A 13409-nucleotide genomic window follows, 5' to 3' on the forward strand; every position below is an offset into this window, starting at 1 on the left:
AGGCGGTAGTAGACTCAAATTTTTTATGATGGCGGCCCAGTTCCCACTGGATCTAACAGAAGAACTGGAACGCACCTTACCATCTTACCTACTTTACGTCCCTTCACCAGTGCTTTTTGAACTGGAAAAAATAAAAAAACGAAGCAAAGGTAAAAACAAAATAGCAGCTTCAATAGCTATTAAAATAGCAAAGTCCCCTCCTTTTAAACTCAAAGAAGTAAAGCTTTTAAAGGGAGAAATGGTGGACGATGCTTTACTTCGCATATCCAGGGTTCTGTGTACCAATGATCGGGAACTAAGAACCAGGGCAAGGGAAAGGGGGATCAGTGTAGTTTATCTACGTCAGAGACGATACCTGGCAGTGGACGGGCATCTTAAAATTTAGAATTAATATATCTTAGGATTAATATCTCTGAAATAGGGATGTAAAATTTAAGATTAATATCTCTAACATGGGATTGAAATTTATTTAATCATTAACAACAAAAAAAATTGTATAAATCTAATCACAAAATGAAATTATATCAACCGTTATGGTTGGTTTTTTGGAGGAAATCTAACATGAATCTCTGGAAGGATATAAAAAGTGGGCCATCAATTCCTGAAGTGGTATATGCAGTTATTGAAATACCAAAGGGATCACGGAACAAGTACGAATATGATAAAGACATGGAAGCATTCGCCCTGGACAGGGTACTTTACTCCCCATTCCATTACCCTGCTGAGTATGGAATCATACCCCAGACCCTTTACGATGACGGGGACCCCATGGATATCATGGTGATCATGGACCAGGCCACCTTCCCCGGATGCGTAATCGAATCCAGACCAATTGGAATGATGCGCATGATAGATGGTGAAGACAAGGATGACAAGATCCTGGCAGTACCAGTGAACGATCCCCGCTACAGGGATGTTAAAGACATAGGAGACGTGCCACAATCCTTCCTGAATGAGATTGCTCACTTCTTCGCAGAATACAAAACACTGGAAGGGAAAGAAACCGAGATCTTAGGATGGGAAAACGCCCAGAAAGCCAAAGAAGCAGTAGAACACTCCATCAAATTGTACCAGGAACTTTAATTAATACAAAACTTAATTAATTAAAAAAATCCGTCATCCTACTCATACCTTAAAAAAATATATAAGAAACCAATTAATTTGGTTTAATTAATTTGCAGTTACTTAAATAAATGAAAAATTATAAACTGAGGGATTTGTTTGTATTTAATATCCAAAATAGAGGACACAGTGAGAATCCCACCCAGCCGCTTTGAAGAACCCCTAAATGAGGTAGCCAGCGAAATTATAAACGAAAATTACGTTGGCAAAATCGACAAGAAAATGGGATTAATGGTCACTGTCAAAGACATAGAAGAAATGGGTGTGGGCAAAGTCATAATGGGTGACGGCGCTGCCTACCACGAGGTGGTATTCACTGCACTGTTCTTCAAACCCGACTTACATGAAATCGTAGAAGGAGAAGTTATCGAAGTAACTGAATTTGGTGCGTTCATACGCATTGGACCCATGGACGGCCTGGTGCACGTATCCCAAGTTACAGATGACTACATAAACTACGATGGGAAAAGAGGGGCTTTGATAGGTAAAGAATCTAAGAAAACCCTGGAAGAAGGTAACAAAGTACGTGCCAGAATCGTGGCCCTCAGTCTGAAGGGTAAATCTTCCAAGGAAACCAAAATCGGCCTCACCATGAGACAACCCAACCTGGGACGGGTGGAATGGATCGAAGCCGAAAAAGAGAAAAGAACCAAGAAAGGTAAAGGTAAGAAGGAGAAGAAGTAAATGGTTACAAAAGCATGTACCCGGTGTCATCGCCTCATGGAAGAGGACAGATGTGCTGTCTGTAATCTTACCACATCCAAGAACTGGAGTGGATTTTTGATCATCGTGGATCCTGATAACTCCCCCATTGCCCAGGAACTGCAGATCACCTTACCTGGAGAATATGCTCTGAGGGTTCGCTAGTGTTAATACTTACCAAAGAATTGCGATCAGAATTTAAAAAGCCCATAGGAGTCCTTTACACTTCCCTCGATGATGCGAAGGATTTTATAAACTCCAAATATCCTGATGAACTGTTGATCTCAGTGGGTGATATAACCACCCAGAATCTACAAAAAGCAGGGTTAATTCCCCACTTAGGAATCATTGATAATGTGGTGGAGAGAAAACCCGCCGCATATGACGTGGTCTATGACAACGTAACTTTAAATGTTAAAAATCCTCCTGGAGTCATCACTGACCAACTGCAGGAGACCATCCAAAAGGCCTTCCAGCTGATTAAATCCGGTTTCAGGGTGTTGATCCTGGTGGATGGTGAGGAAGATTTAGCTGCCATTCCCTGCATCCTGATGGCCCCATCAGGGTCCCTGGTCCTTTACGGACAACCCGGTGAGGGTCTGGTAGTTTGTGAAGTTGATAAAGTTATTAATAAAGTTAAAAAGTTAAAAAGTAAATTAGAGGAGAGATAATTATGGAGATAGACATTAAAGAACAGGTTGAAAATCCCCTTTTAAACCGAACTGAAATACACTTTGACTGCATTTACCAGGGTGAATCCACCCCTAAGGTACTGGAAGTTAAAAACAGACTCGTCGCACAGTTAAACGTGGACAAGAATCTTTTAGTGGTGGATAAAGTGAAACCAAGCTTCGGTGAAGGCCGTGCAGATGGTTACGCTAAACTCTACGACTCTGAGGAAAAACTGGTTCAAATAGAAAAAGAGCACGTCCTCGCAAAAAATAAAGAAGCCGCCAAAGAAGAAGCTGAAGAGGAATAAATTTCAACCTAACTAGATATATTTAGTGAATCTAATCAGGAGGATGGATCATGAAGAAATTTGAATTATACGAAGTTAAAGATAATAAAATCATCCGCAAAAACCCTGAATGTGTACGTTGCTCCCATGGTGTTTTCATGGCAGACCATGGAGACCGTTACGCCTGTGGAAAATGCGGTTACACCCAGTGGAAAGGTAAAGAAGGTAAGAAATAATTCTTGAATAAATCTAAAATCAGGAATAATTCTCGAATAGGCCCTATAAACCTAGGAATAATTCTCGAATAGATTTAAATCAAGAAGACATTATAGAACCAAAATCAAAATATAAAGAAAGGTGTATTTTTTGAATCTTCGTTCGGGACGACTTAAGGGGCAGATGAGCCGTGAAGTGGCTGATTTCACATCTTCCCTGGAATTCGACCGTCGCATATTCCAGGCAGATATCCTCTGTAACCGTGCCCATACCACCATGCTCATGGAGCAAGAGATCATCCCCCATGACATAGGGGAAAAAATCCTTAATGCACTGGATGAACTGGAAAAGGAAGGTATTGAAGCCCTGGATCTGGACACTGCAGTGGAAGATATTCACATGGCAGTGGAAAACTACGTCACCAGTGTGATGGGTCCTGATGCTGGTTTCATGCATACTGCCAAGTCACGTAACGACCAGGTGGCAACCGACCTTAAAATTGCGTTAAAAGAAGAGATTCAAATTATACAAAAAGAATTACTAACTTTTATTAAAGTTATCTTAGAGATGGCTGAGGAAAATCTGGAAACCCTGATGGTGGGTTACACTCACCTTCAGCATGCCCAGCCCACTACCTTTGCCCATCATCTTCTCTCTTATGCCCAGGCCCTGAAACGGGATTACGGAAGACTCCATGATGCTTACCAGCGGATGGATCTGTGTCCCCTGGGTTCAGCGGCACTCACCACAACCAGTTTCCCCATTAACAGGGATAGAACTGCGGAACTTTTGGGATTCTCCGGACCCATGGAGAACTCCATAGATGGGGTGAGCAGCCGGGACTTTATTGCTGAAACTATTTTTGCACTGACCATGCTGGGAACCACCCTATCCAAGATCTGTGAGGAACTCATTATCTGGAGTACCTATGAGTTCCGGATGGTGGAACTTACGGATGAATTCTCATCAACATCATCTATAATGCCCCAGAAAAAGAATCCCGATGTTTCAGAGATTGTTCGGGGAAAAACAGCTGTCTTGAATGGTGAACTGGTTACAGTTCTCACCATTATCAAATCCCTGCCCCAGAGCTACAACCGGGACTTGCAGGAAGTCACACCACACCTGTGGAATGCAACAGATACCTTAAGCTCCGCCCTGAGGATTACCATGGGCATGCTCTCATCAGCAGAGTTTAAGGGTGCTCGTGGTGAGGAACTGGCACGGGCCAATTTCTCAGCAGCCACTGAACTGGCAGACCTCATGGTAAGGGACGCCTGTTTACCCTTCAGAACCGCCCATAAGATAGTGGGACGGGCAGTGACTGTTGCTCTGGATAAAGGTATGAAGGCAGAGGAGATTGACACCCATTTCCTGGATGAGATATCAGTGGAATTGACTGGTGAAACACTGGGAATAGATGATTCCATTGTGAAAAAAGCCCTTGACCCCCATGAAATCATCCAAAGCAGGGAAGTGATTGGCGGTCCAGCACCATCAATGGTTAAAAAAGTGATTGATAATTTAAGGAAATTTATTGATGAAAATAATTCTTAAAAAATAATTCTTCCTGTATTATTTCTCCCATATTCTTGATCTATTAAAATCTTGATCTTATTAAATCTTGATCTTATTAAATCTTGATCTTATTAAATCTAAATTAACATCCAATATCCATAAAATTAATGTATACAACTTTTAAATACATTCTATCATCAGATCATATTTTCCTGTAAATCATGAATTGTAAATCATGGATCATCTTCCTCTAAAAAGTTTTTTCTGAAGTTTATCCATCTTTCTTGCTTCTTTAACCTTTTTTTCCAGATTTCCATCTTCAATAACTATAGAACCCTGATATCCGCATTTTTCACACTTCCAGAGGGAAGTTTCAGGGATACGTAATTTATACTTTCGGGACCCACACTGAGGACAGACATTTGATTTGACCATGACCATCATTCCTCTGAATTGGACTCTGTTTCTTCCTTTTCAAGTTTCTCTAAAAACTTTTCCCTGATCTCTTCTGCAAGTTCACCATCTTCTATAACCACCGCCCCCTGATACCCACAATCCCAGCATTTCCAGATAGACCACATCTGGGGGTTAAGCCATTTTATATTCACAGAACCACAATTTGGGCAGAATTTCACAGATCTTTTCATGATTAACCTCATTTTTGCATAATTAAACTCTTTTCACAATATTTATATATATTCTCCTACAAAAAATAGATGTATGAAAGAAAACACTACTCAAGAAATAATCGCTATAATTGCAATTATATTAGGGGTTTTGATGCTTATTTACCCCCAGCTAGTGGGATACCTGGCCGGATTATTCCTAATCATCTACGGTATACTTGAACTCATCAAATAAACAGATTAAGTCTTTATTTGATCCAGAGCTTCACCAGGCTCCAGTATTCCAGCCCTAGTCTCTCTTAGAACTCGTTGAATTGAAAATCGACGCATATGTGGATGTTTTTTATGAACTTCCCCAATTAAGGGACATCCATAGCCACCTCGTTTTTTAACACCCCAACTGCCGGCTACTTTTTTCATATCCCCTTTTTTTAGAGATAACAATGCAGGAAGATTGATTCTCAAAATATTCCCTTTTACTAAATTAGTTTCTATTCCTGAACTGGTTCCTTTTCCAGAACTGGTTCCTTTTCCAGAACTGTTCAATTCCAACTGGAGAGACTGTGCCCCGGTTGAGAGAAGATCTCCATAGATCAAAAAAGGAATATTATTATCACGGGTAAAATCAAAAACAGTTTCTTCTATGGTTTTAGAACACCTTCCACAGGGATGGAACCTTCCTTCCAGAGATCCTTCAATAACCTCTTTCATGTCCACCTCCAGGTACTGGTGCTGAACTCCCAGCATCTGGGTGAGGTTTTCCACACTCTCACGGAAGTAGCGGGGGAGAATAATGTCACCGGGATTAACAGTCACTGCCAGAGGATGAAACCCCAACATTTTGGCGACTATGAGCGAGGTGCTGCTATCAACCCCACCTGATAAAGCCACCACTGATTTAAATTGATCCGGATCTATTTCAGTATCCAGATCTATTTCTATATCATTTTCCAACACTTCACCTGATTTGTGAGTGATGATCTGAAAGTCTCCAGGGTTGAAATTTCTTAAAACTGATTCAAAATCATACGGATTCTCTATACGGGCCTTTAGAAGATTAATTAAGTTCAAAAGGGGTTCATTATATGGGGGAATATATTCACTTGTTATATTCTCCAGTCGGGCCAGGGCAAGCCTCATTCTGTATTGGGGTACAATGAAATCAGAATAAGCCTCGACATGGATGGAGTTAACTCCCAGTTCTTCACGGAGTCGCCCTACCACCCATCCACCTTTACCAATTATCACTGATTTTTCAGGACGGTCTGGAGTTATGATTAGAAGCGTTCCCGATTCTTCATCAAAAATGATATCTGATATATCCACTTCAACATCTTTATGACCAATATCTCTACGGATTTTGGATATTAAATATTTTAAATCCTTTTTTTCAAGATTCAATGTCAATTCTCCTGATGTGGATTTATTTAAACCCCATACTTATTTACGGGTGTAAGTACCCATAACCTGACCTTCATCAAGCACATGCCCTTCCATGGCATTTAACAATTCATCTTTGGTGATTCCAGAAGGGAGATCCAATTTCGTGTCCAGCGCATAAATTTTAAAGTAGTAACGGTGTGTTCCGCTGGGTGGGCAGGGACCCCGGTAACCAATGGTACCCCAACTATTGACACCCTGAAGTGCCCCGTTTTCTTGTTCCTCCCGTGGCATTACCATTTCAGGAAGAGTGCGAGTTTCGGGAGGTAAATTGAAAATAACCCAGTGCACCCAGGTACCTCCTGGAGCATCAGGATCATCACAAATAATAGCTATGCTACCCTCAGCAGGTACTGATAAATCAGATTGATCCCAGTTAATAGGAGGGGAAATATCAACATCTTCACAGCTGTATCGGGGAGGGATTGGTTCCCCTTCTTTAAATGCAGGGTTTATAATATTTACTATCATGTTAATCATCTTTATTGCTGTTTATTACGTTTTACAGGGTATTTTTTTTGTGTATTGATTCATATTCTGTTTAGTAATATAAACAGCAAAGTACTTATAAATGAAGTGGTTGCACAACACTCAGTTGGATGCTAATTTTTGGTATAGGGAACTCATGACTATACACAATGGTAAATGAATGTTGAACTTACCCTTAGTTAATTATAATTTTCACGGGGAACACCTTTGGTGGTAAGGGTTTTTTCTAAGGACAAGATCGACAAATTTAAATATTATGGAGACTCTAAAGATGAACGAGGTGATTAACATGGCTGAATTGCCAATTGCTCCAGTAGGAAGGATCATTAAAAATGCTGGTGCCCCAAGAGTAAGTGATGATGCAAGAGACGCATTAGCCAAAGTATTGGAAGAGATGGGTGAAGGGATTGCTGTAGAAGCTGTTAAATTAGCTAAACACGCAGGACGAAAAACCGTTAAAGCATCAGATATAGAGATGGCTGTTAAAGCAGCCTAATCTATTTCTTTTTTCTTTTGTATTCTTTTTAAGTTTTCTTAAGGATTTTTACATACCCATTTTGGAAATTGGTAGTGTGATCTTACCTTCATTTTCCAGTAATTTCAGATATAATATTTTTTTCTAAAACAATACATCATTATAGAAAATATTTAATCCATGAATAATATATTAATTAAATAATAATTAGGGGAAATATAATGAATTTCATTGAATTAAAGCAATTTCATTGAATTAAAGCATCTTAACAGATTTTTATATTAAAATAAATCTATTTAACAGGTTTTGATAATTTTGACTAGAATATCCATATTAGACCATGACCGCTGCCAGCCTAAGAAATGCAACTACATGTGTATTGAATACTGTCCTGGAGTGCGTATGGAAGAAGACACAATCACCATCGACCCTAAAACTAAAAAACCAATAATGTCCGAGGAACTGTGCTCGGGGTGTGGGATATGTACTAATCGCTGCCCCTTCAATGCAGTTAGCATAATAAACCTCCCCGAGGCATTAGAAGATCCTATACACCGTTACGGTCAGAATCAGTTCGAATTATTCGGTTTACCCACCATAAAAGAGGGTTCAGTAGTAGGACTCCTGGGACCTAATGGTATTGGCAAATCAACCATAATCCGCATTCTTTCCGGGGAACTTCAACCCAACTTGGGAAATTTTAATGAAAAAACATCCTGGGAAGATGTAATCAACTTCTTCAAAGGCAACCAACTCCAGAGTTATTTCCAGAAACTCTCCGAGGGTGATCTTAAGGTGGTGCACAAGCCCCAGATGGTGGATCTGCTCCCTAAAGTGGTAAAGGGGAAGGTGGATGATCTCCTTAACAGTGTGGACCAGAGGAATCGCCTGGACTTTGTCACCAGCTCACTGCAACTTGATACAGTAATGGGTCGGGAAATAGCCAATTTAAGCGGGGGAGAACTTCAAAGGGTTGCAATCGCTGCTGCCGTTCTTCGGGATGCGGATTTCTATTATTTTGACGAACCCACCAGCTGGTTGGATGTAAGACAACGTTTGTATGCGATTAGTGTTATCCGGGAACTGGCAGAGGAGGGAAAATCCATTCTGGTAATTGAACATGACCTGGCAGCCCTGGATGCTATTTCTGACTACATTCACATTCTTTATGGTCAGCCTGGCGGTTATGGTGTTGTTTCACACATGCGCGGAGTTCGTGTGGGAATAAACACCTACATCAATGGTTTTCTCCGTGAAGAAAATGTTCGCTTCCGGAAACAACCCATTGAATTTCATGTGCGACCACCCACAGTGGAAGTGGATGCAGAATCATTATCTGAGTACAGCAGCCTGGAAAAGTCCTATGATGGTTTCCACCTTAAAGTGGATGAAGGCCAGGTGCAGCACGATGAGATTCTCACTGCATTCGGACCCAACGGTATTGGTAAAACCACCTTTGCCAAGATGCTGGCCGGAGTGGAAAAACCCGATGCGGGAAAGATAAAGAAAAAGGTTAAAATCAGTTACAAACCCCAGTACCTGGTATCAGATTACAGTGGAACTGTTCAGGAGTTCTTGTACACCACCGCCCCTAACTACGGAACCAACCTCTTCAAAACCGAGATCATGAAGCCATTCCTCCTGGAAGAATTACTGGAAAAGAAGATGGATGAGTTGAGTGGTGGTGAACTCCAGAGGTTATCCGTGGCCATATCACTCTCACAAGAAGCAGATATTTACCTTTTCGACGAACCCACTGCCTATCTGGATGTTGAACAGCGCCTAAGGGCTGCCAAGGCAATACGCCGTGTCACTGAAAGCCGTAACGCTGCAGCCATAATCGTGGACCATGATATCGTGTTCATTGATTATATATCCAGCCGGGCCATGGTCTTCACTGGCGAACCTGGAGTGGATGGCCATGCCACCAGTCCCATGGACTTAAGGTCTGCCATGAACAAGTTCCTGTCGGAGGTGGGAATAACCTTCCGCCGTGATAAGGAAACCAGACGTCCAAGGGTGAACAAGCAGGACAGTTACCTTGACCGGGAGCAGAAGGAAAAAGGAGAATACTATTATTTAAAGAGTTAATAACCTCTTCATTCTTCCAATCCAATTATATTCTTAAATTTTATTTTATTCTAATTTTATATTCTTTTATTATATTTTCAAAAAAAATAATTCTTAATCTTATAAAATTCTTGTCTTATAATTTAACTAAATAAAAATAAGAAAAAACATACTCTTTTAAATCCATTTAACTTAATCTACTTTCTTACCGGTTCGTTCATCGATATAGATGTTGTTTATGAATTTATGATCCATGGTGTAAACTGGCACCTGCCAGGCATGAATCCTTTTATAGGTGGTCATTACTGGTTTTCCCAGTATAACACCAGGCCCCACATATTTTTTAGCTAATTCCTTCGCTTCATCAGCAGATATGAGGGGATGGGGCGGATTGTTCTTTTCAGTCTGATCCTGGTCATCCCTGGAAACTGTGGTGTTATTTACAGTAGAATTAGGTGGTACAGTGGAATTATCAGTTGTATTGTTGATGTTAGTTGTGTTGTTGGTTGGGGAAGGTTGTGTGATGAACCATGAAGTTGAAGCAATGGCACAAATAACAACAATTATAATAAGAGCAAGAATACTTCTTTTCAACCAATTGCCTCCCCTAATTTATCAGATGATTTATTTTTGATTTATAATTGATTTAATAAGTTATAATTATAACATTTTGTAAATTTTATAAAATATTTGAATTCAGTTAAAAAGAGAAAAATAAGGAAAGAAAAGCTAAGAATAGCTATTTTTTTATAAATCTCCGGCTTATTTAGAACCTTTTAACGCTCCCATCCCTTCCAGGAAGCATTCAGCAAAGTACTCCACCTGGGTGGTGGGTATGGAAAAACTCACCCGTAGGTAGCGGTGTCCAAATTGTTTGCTGGTGTAGGATCCTTCCCGGGCAAATATCTTACGTTCTATAAGGTAGTCTGCCATCTCCCGGGGAGTGACTCCGGTGTCAATCATGTCAATGGCCATCATGTTCCCATCTGAGGGGTAGACTGCTATGAAAGCTCCGTCAACCTGGTCAACTGCCTGTTTGATTATGTCCTGGTTCTGGCGGGTGGTTCCTTTAACCCTGTCGATCCATTTTGGTTTGGATTCAATGGCTGCCATTGCCCCGTTCTGAGCTACCAGGTTGGTTCCAAGGTCATTAACAACAATAGAGCGTATGGAGTTAATTATCTCCGGTACTCCAATTAGGGAACCTATTCTGAGACCGGCCATTCCATAGATCTTGGAGAAACTGTACACAGTTACGGTGTGCTCCGGGCAGACCTCTGCCATAAGTTGATGATCATGGGCGAAATCACGGTAGGTGATGTCATGTAAGAGGTAGATATCATGATCCTCGGCAATATCCTTGAACTCCTTGCGCTCCTCTCTGGTGTAGGATGATCCCAGTGGATTAAGTGGATCAACCAGGGATACCAACTTAGTATTCTTATCCATATTATCCCTAACCAGCTGAGGGGTTAGCTTGTAACCGCACTCTTCATTGTAAATGGGCACTGATTTAACATGGTCCCCGAAACGGCTGGCGAAGTTATCGATGATTAGATATCCAGGGTCGCAGGTGATGGTGTTGTTTTCCGGTTCCAGGATGTCATTGGCACATAAATACAGTGATTCTGTTGCTCCGGCAGTTACCAGAATGTCATATTCACTACCCAGTCCCAGGTCATTCATGATGAGTTCCTTAAGACGTGGAAATCCTTCTGGTGGAGGGTATTTACAGTAATCATTATCCTGTATACTGGCTATCATGGCCTCCATGATTCCATCCTTGTCATGAAGGTGATTGGTGTTTTGACCCATCCAGATCATGTCCGGATCATTGTAAACATAGTTAAAAAATTCATTAGCTGATTTAAAGCCTTTTGGCAGTACTTTTGCGGCTTTAGCGTACTTTTTGGGTGAAATCATATCTCTCACAACACAATCCATCTTCAAATTTTTAGATTAAAATTAGAGATTTAGAATTACCATAAATTAAGGGAAGCTTCATTTAAGATTAATAATTCTAAATTCCATGTGAATATAAATGGGCATGCTTTTTTTAATGCAATCCATCATTATATCATCATTTATCATCACTTAATTTAAAACTATCTATCCACTATCTGAGACCACTATCCACGATACGGAACCGAGTGCGCAGTCCTTCCGCTCGGCTGCGATGCCTTTTCAAGATGGCGTATCTTTCCCCACTAACATCTCCCCGCTCCAGTTCAACCATGATCTTGCTTCTGTATTTTAGAATAGTGCCCCCCACTGGTTCAACCATTCCCTCACCCTCAAAACTGGCGTATACTTGGTTGGTGATCACCACAGCAATATCATGTTTACGGGCCAGCCGTGTGAGTAGACCCATTTGCCTTCCTAGTTCCAGGTTGATCTGAGATGAATCACCGTCACGAACCCGGTAAAGGGCCACTGCAGAATCGAGGATAACCAGTTCCACCTTTTCACCAGATTCCACCATCTTCTCAATTCTGCGAAGGGTTAAATCCTGTTCTGTGAAGGTTGAAGGCTCAAATACGATTATGTTAGATGCCAGTTCATTGAAATCGGGGCCTGCTAATTGTTTAACCCTCTCAATGGACAGACCACCCTCGGTATCTACAAAAATACCATTATTTCCGTTTTTCGCGTTTTGAATAATGAGGTTCAGTGCTATGTTGGTCTTACCAGACCCTGGAGGGCCGTAAAATTGTGTCAAGGCTCCTTTTTCAACCCCCCCACCTATCAGGGAGTCAATGGGGGATGATGTGGGTATTTTACCCTTTTCTTTCATGTTAGATAGAATTTCTGACATTACAACTCCTGCTAATTTATTTAAATGGATTATTTGTATAATCTTATTTTAGAAATTATTTCCTTTATTATATTTGGATTTAATCCCCTATAATTTACATCTTATTTTAATATTGGAACACTTATGGGTATATTAATTTCAAATATTTATTTTCAATAGTTATTTCACTTTAGAATTAGTTATTAATTTTATAAAATAGTATGATTTTTTTTATCAGAAAAACCAATTATCTGAGAAGTACATTTATCCAGTAAACCAATCTCTATTCCACGAACCTGAGTAATCTCCCCATCCCCGCCCCTTCCCTTAGTATACGTGGCGGGGTGAATGTGAAATCCACCACAGTGGAAGAAATTCCACCCTTGCAAGGTCCAGAATCAATGATGATATCAGGATAATCATCCAACTCTTTGTGTGCTTCCTTGGCAGTTTTAGGGGATGGACGGCCAGATATGTTGGCACTGGTGGTGGTGATGGGAAACTCCCGTGAAAGCTCCCTGCAAATAGTGTTATCAGGAATTCTAACTCCAATTTTATCGGTCCCCGCAGTAATCTGGGAAGGAACTGTTTTTTTCCTCTCCAAAATGAGAGTATATGGCCCGGGAAGTATTTTACTTACAATATCTTCTACAGATGGATCCATGTGGGCTATTTTTTCTATGTCCCCAATTTGCGACAGACACACCGACACCGGTTTATCAAGGATCCTTTCCTTCATCAGATAAACATTCAAAACGGCTTTTTCCTTAAAAATATTAGCCCCCAATCCATAAACGGTGTCAGTGGGGTAAACAACTGTTCCCCCTTGCCTTAATATTTCAAGAACGATTTCGATTTTTTCCTTCTCTGGACTTTCTGCATGAATTTTAACGATCTTCATCTAACCTTCCTTAAACTCCAAAGTATATATTTTTTAGACCCGGTTAATCAGGCACATTTTTTTAGACCAGAGTATTATGGCACATTTTTGAGGCATGA

19 protein-coding genes are annotated in these 13409 nt (G+C 40.6%); 11 read left to right on the plus strand and 8 right to left on the minus strand.

The genetic code is table 11. The annotated features are described in order from the left end of the window. The first annotated feature begins 25 nt into the window (after window positions 1-25). The 8 genes from HY987_RS01020 (at window position 26) to argH (ending at window position 4555) form a co-directional block, all read left to right on the plus strand. Complete coding sequence (locus HY987_RS01020; RefSeq protein WP_292754561.1) at window positions 26-385, plus strand: PIN domain-containing protein; 360 nt, start codon at window positions 26-28, stop codon at window positions 383-385. Window positions 386-561: 176 nt separating this feature from the next. Further along, window positions 562-1083, plus strand: a complete 522-nt coding sequence (locus HY987_RS01025; RefSeq protein ID WP_292754564.1) for an inorganic diphosphatase — start codon at window positions 562-564, stop codon at window positions 1081-1083. A gap of 147 nt (window positions 1084-1230) precedes the next feature. After that, window positions 1231-1806 (plus strand): DNA-directed RNA polymerase, encoded by a 576-nt coding sequence (locus HY987_RS01030; protein WP_292754742.1) that lies wholly within the window; start codon window positions 1231-1233, stop codon window positions 1804-1806. Next, entirely contained in the window at window positions 1807-1989 is a 183-nt protein-coding gene (spt4, locus tag HY987_RS01035) for a transcription elongation factor subunit Spt4 (RefSeq protein WP_292754566.1), read from the plus strand. It abuts the gene before it with no gap. Then, window positions 1989-2495, plus strand: coding sequence for a GTP-dependent dephospho-CoA kinase family protein (locus HY987_RS01040; RefSeq protein ID WP_292754569.1), 507 nt, complete (start codon window positions 1989-1991; stop codon window positions 2493-2495). The genes spt4 and HY987_RS01040 overlap by 1 nt, the downstream gene beginning before the upstream one ends. Before the next feature lie 2 nt (window positions 2496-2497). Further along, entirely contained in the window at window positions 2498-2803 is a 306-nt protein-coding gene (locus HY987_RS01045; RefSeq protein WP_292754572.1) for a 30S ribosomal protein S24e, read from the plus strand. Between the two features lie 50 nt (window positions 2804-2853). Then, window positions 2854-3018: a 30S ribosomal protein S27ae gene (locus HY987_RS01050; RefSeq protein WP_008512911.1), complete on the plus strand. Its 165-nt coding sequence runs from the start codon at window positions 2854-2856 to the stop codon at window positions 3016-3018. Between the two features lie 130 nt (window positions 3019-3148). After that, complete coding sequence (gene argH, locus HY987_RS01055; protein WP_292754575.1) at window positions 3149-4555, plus strand: argininosuccinate lyase; 1407 nt, start codon at window positions 3149-3151, stop codon at window positions 4553-4555. 201 nt (window positions 4556-4756) lie between these two features. On the opposite strand, the gene HY987_RS01060 is transcribed toward argH, so the two are convergent. Together HY987_RS01060 and HY987_RS01065 are read right to left on the minus strand one after the other, a co-directional pair. After that, window positions 4757-4951, minus strand: a complete 195-nt coding sequence (locus HY987_RS01060; protein ID WP_292754577.1) for a hypothetical protein — start codon at window positions 4949-4951, stop codon at window positions 4757-4759. A gap of 5 nt (window positions 4952-4956) precedes the next feature. Beyond that, window positions 4957-5163, minus strand: a complete 207-nt coding sequence (locus tag HY987_RS01065; RefSeq protein WP_292754579.1) for a hypothetical protein — start codon at window positions 5161-5163, stop codon at window positions 4957-4959. Between the two features lie 73 nt (window positions 5164-5236). Here HY987_RS01065 and HY987_RS01070 point away from each other — a divergent pair, with 73 nt between their 5' ends. Further along, the gene (locus HY987_RS01070; RefSeq protein ID WP_157809431.1) at window positions 5237-5377 is read left to right on the plus strand and encodes a DUF3096 domain-containing protein; all 141 of its coding nucleotides are present in this window, start codon (window positions 5237-5239) and stop codon (window positions 5375-5377) included. A 5-nt stretch (window positions 5378-5382) separates the two neighbouring features. Here the strand turns inward: HY987_RS01070 and HY987_RS01075 are convergent, their stop codons facing one another. Together HY987_RS01075 and HY987_RS01080 are read right to left on the minus strand one after the other, a co-directional pair. After that, a complete protein-coding gene (locus HY987_RS01075) occupies window positions 5383-6543 on the minus strand; it encodes a 7-cyano-7-deazaguanine synthase (RefSeq protein WP_292754585.1) in 1161 nt (386 codons plus the stop codon). A 39-nt stretch (window positions 6544-6582) separates the two neighbouring features. Next, window positions 6583-7053: a YbhB/YbcL family Raf kinase inhibitor-like protein gene (locus HY987_RS01080; protein ID WP_292754588.1), complete on the minus strand. Its 471-nt coding sequence runs from the start codon at window positions 7051-7053 to the stop codon at window positions 6583-6585. A gap of 307 nt (window positions 7054-7360) precedes the next feature. On the opposite strand from HY987_RS01080, the gene hfoA1 reads away from it, so the two are divergent. Further along, window positions 7361-7567, plus strand: coding sequence for a histone HfoA1 (hfoA1, locus tag HY987_RS01085; RefSeq protein WP_004031063.1), 207 nt, complete (start codon window positions 7361-7363; stop codon window positions 7565-7567). Window positions 7568-7861: 294 nt separating this feature from the next. Further along, window positions 7862-9637, plus strand: a complete 1776-nt coding sequence (locus tag HY987_RS01090) for a ribosome biogenesis/translation initiation ATPase RLI (protein WP_292754593.1) — start codon at window positions 7862-7864, stop codon at window positions 9635-9637. A 171-nt stretch (window positions 9638-9808) separates the two neighbouring features. On the opposite strand, the gene HY987_RS01095 is transcribed toward HY987_RS01090, so the two are convergent. The 4 genes from HY987_RS01095 to HY987_RS01110 form a co-directional block, all read right to left on the minus strand. Next, window positions 9809-10210, minus strand: coding sequence for a hypothetical protein (locus HY987_RS01095; RefSeq protein ID WP_292754596.1), 402 nt, complete (start codon window positions 10208-10210; stop codon window positions 9809-9811). Window positions 10211-10378: 168 nt separating this feature from the next. Further along, window positions 10379-11539 (minus strand): pyridoxal phosphate-dependent aminotransferase, encoded by a 1161-nt coding sequence (locus tag HY987_RS01100; protein ID WP_292754745.1) that lies wholly within the window; start codon window positions 11537-11539, stop codon window positions 10379-10381. A gap of 193 nt (window positions 11540-11732) precedes the next feature. Further along, entirely contained in the window at window positions 11733-12431 is a 699-nt protein-coding gene (radB, locus tag HY987_RS01105) for a DNA repair and recombination protein RadB (RefSeq protein WP_292754599.1), read from the minus strand. A gap of 262 nt (window positions 12432-12693) precedes the next feature. Then, window positions 12694-13311, minus strand: coding sequence for an L-threonylcarbamoyladenylate synthase (locus HY987_RS01110; protein ID WP_292754602.1), 618 nt, complete (start codon window positions 13309-13311; stop codon window positions 12694-12696). Window positions 13312-13409 lie beyond the last annotated feature (98 nt).

The sequence above is a fragment of the Methanobacterium sp. genome (assembly GCF_016217785.1).
Classification (GTDB): Archaea; Methanobacteriota; Methanobacteria; order Methanobacteriales; family Methanobacteriaceae; genus Methanobacterium.

Bases quoted from the DNA above. Each gene is read 5' to 3' on its own strand.
- HY987_RS01020 (WP_292754561.1), top strand. From the start codon at position 26: ATGATGGCGGCCCAGTTCCCACTGGATCTAACAGAAGAACTGGAACGC.
- HY987_RS01025 (WP_292754564.1), top strand. From the start codon at position 562: ATGAATCTCTGGAAGGATATAAAAAGTGGGCCATCAATTCCTGAAGTG.
- spt4 (WP_292754566.1), top strand. From the start codon at position 1,807: ATGGTTACAAAAGCATGTACCCGGTGTCATCGCCTCATGGAAGAGGAC.
- HY987_RS01045 (WP_292754572.1), top strand. From the start codon at position 2,498: ATGGAGATAGACATTAAAGAACAGGTTGAAAATCCCCTTTTAAACCGA.
- HY987_RS01050 (WP_008512911.1), top strand. From the start codon at position 2,854: ATGAAGAAATTTGAATTATACGAAGTTAAAGATAATAAAATCATCCGC.
- HY987_RS01060 (WP_292754577.1), bottom strand. From the start codon at position 4,951: ATGGTCAAATCAAATGTCTGTCCTCAGTGTGGGTCCCGAAAGTATAAA.
- HY987_RS01065 (WP_292754579.1), bottom strand. From the start codon at position 5,163: ATGAAAAGATCTGTGAAATTCTGCCCAAATTGTGGTTCTGTGAATATA.
- HY987_RS01070 (WP_157809431.1), top strand. From the start codon at position 5,237: ATGAAAGAAAACACTACTCAAGAAATAATCGCTATAATTGCAATTATA.
- HY987_RS01080 (WP_292754588.1), bottom strand. From the start codon at position 7,053: ATGATAGTAAATATTATAAACCCTGCATTTAAAGAAGGGGAACCAATC.
- hfoA1 (WP_004031063.1), top strand. From the start codon at position 7,361: ATGGCTGAATTGCCAATTGCTCCAGTAGGAAGGATCATTAAAAATGCT.
- HY987_RS01100 (WP_292754745.1), bottom strand. From the start codon at position 11,539: ATGATTTCACCCAAAAAGTACGCTAAAGCCGCAAAAGTACTGCCAAAA.
- radB (WP_292754599.1), bottom strand. From the start codon at position 12,431: ATGTCAGAAATTCTATCTAACATGAAAGAAAAGGGTAAAATACCCACA.
- HY987_RS01110 (WP_292754602.1), bottom strand. From the start codon at position 13,311: ATGAAGATCGTTAAAATTCATGCAGAAAGTCCAGAGAAGGAAAAAATC.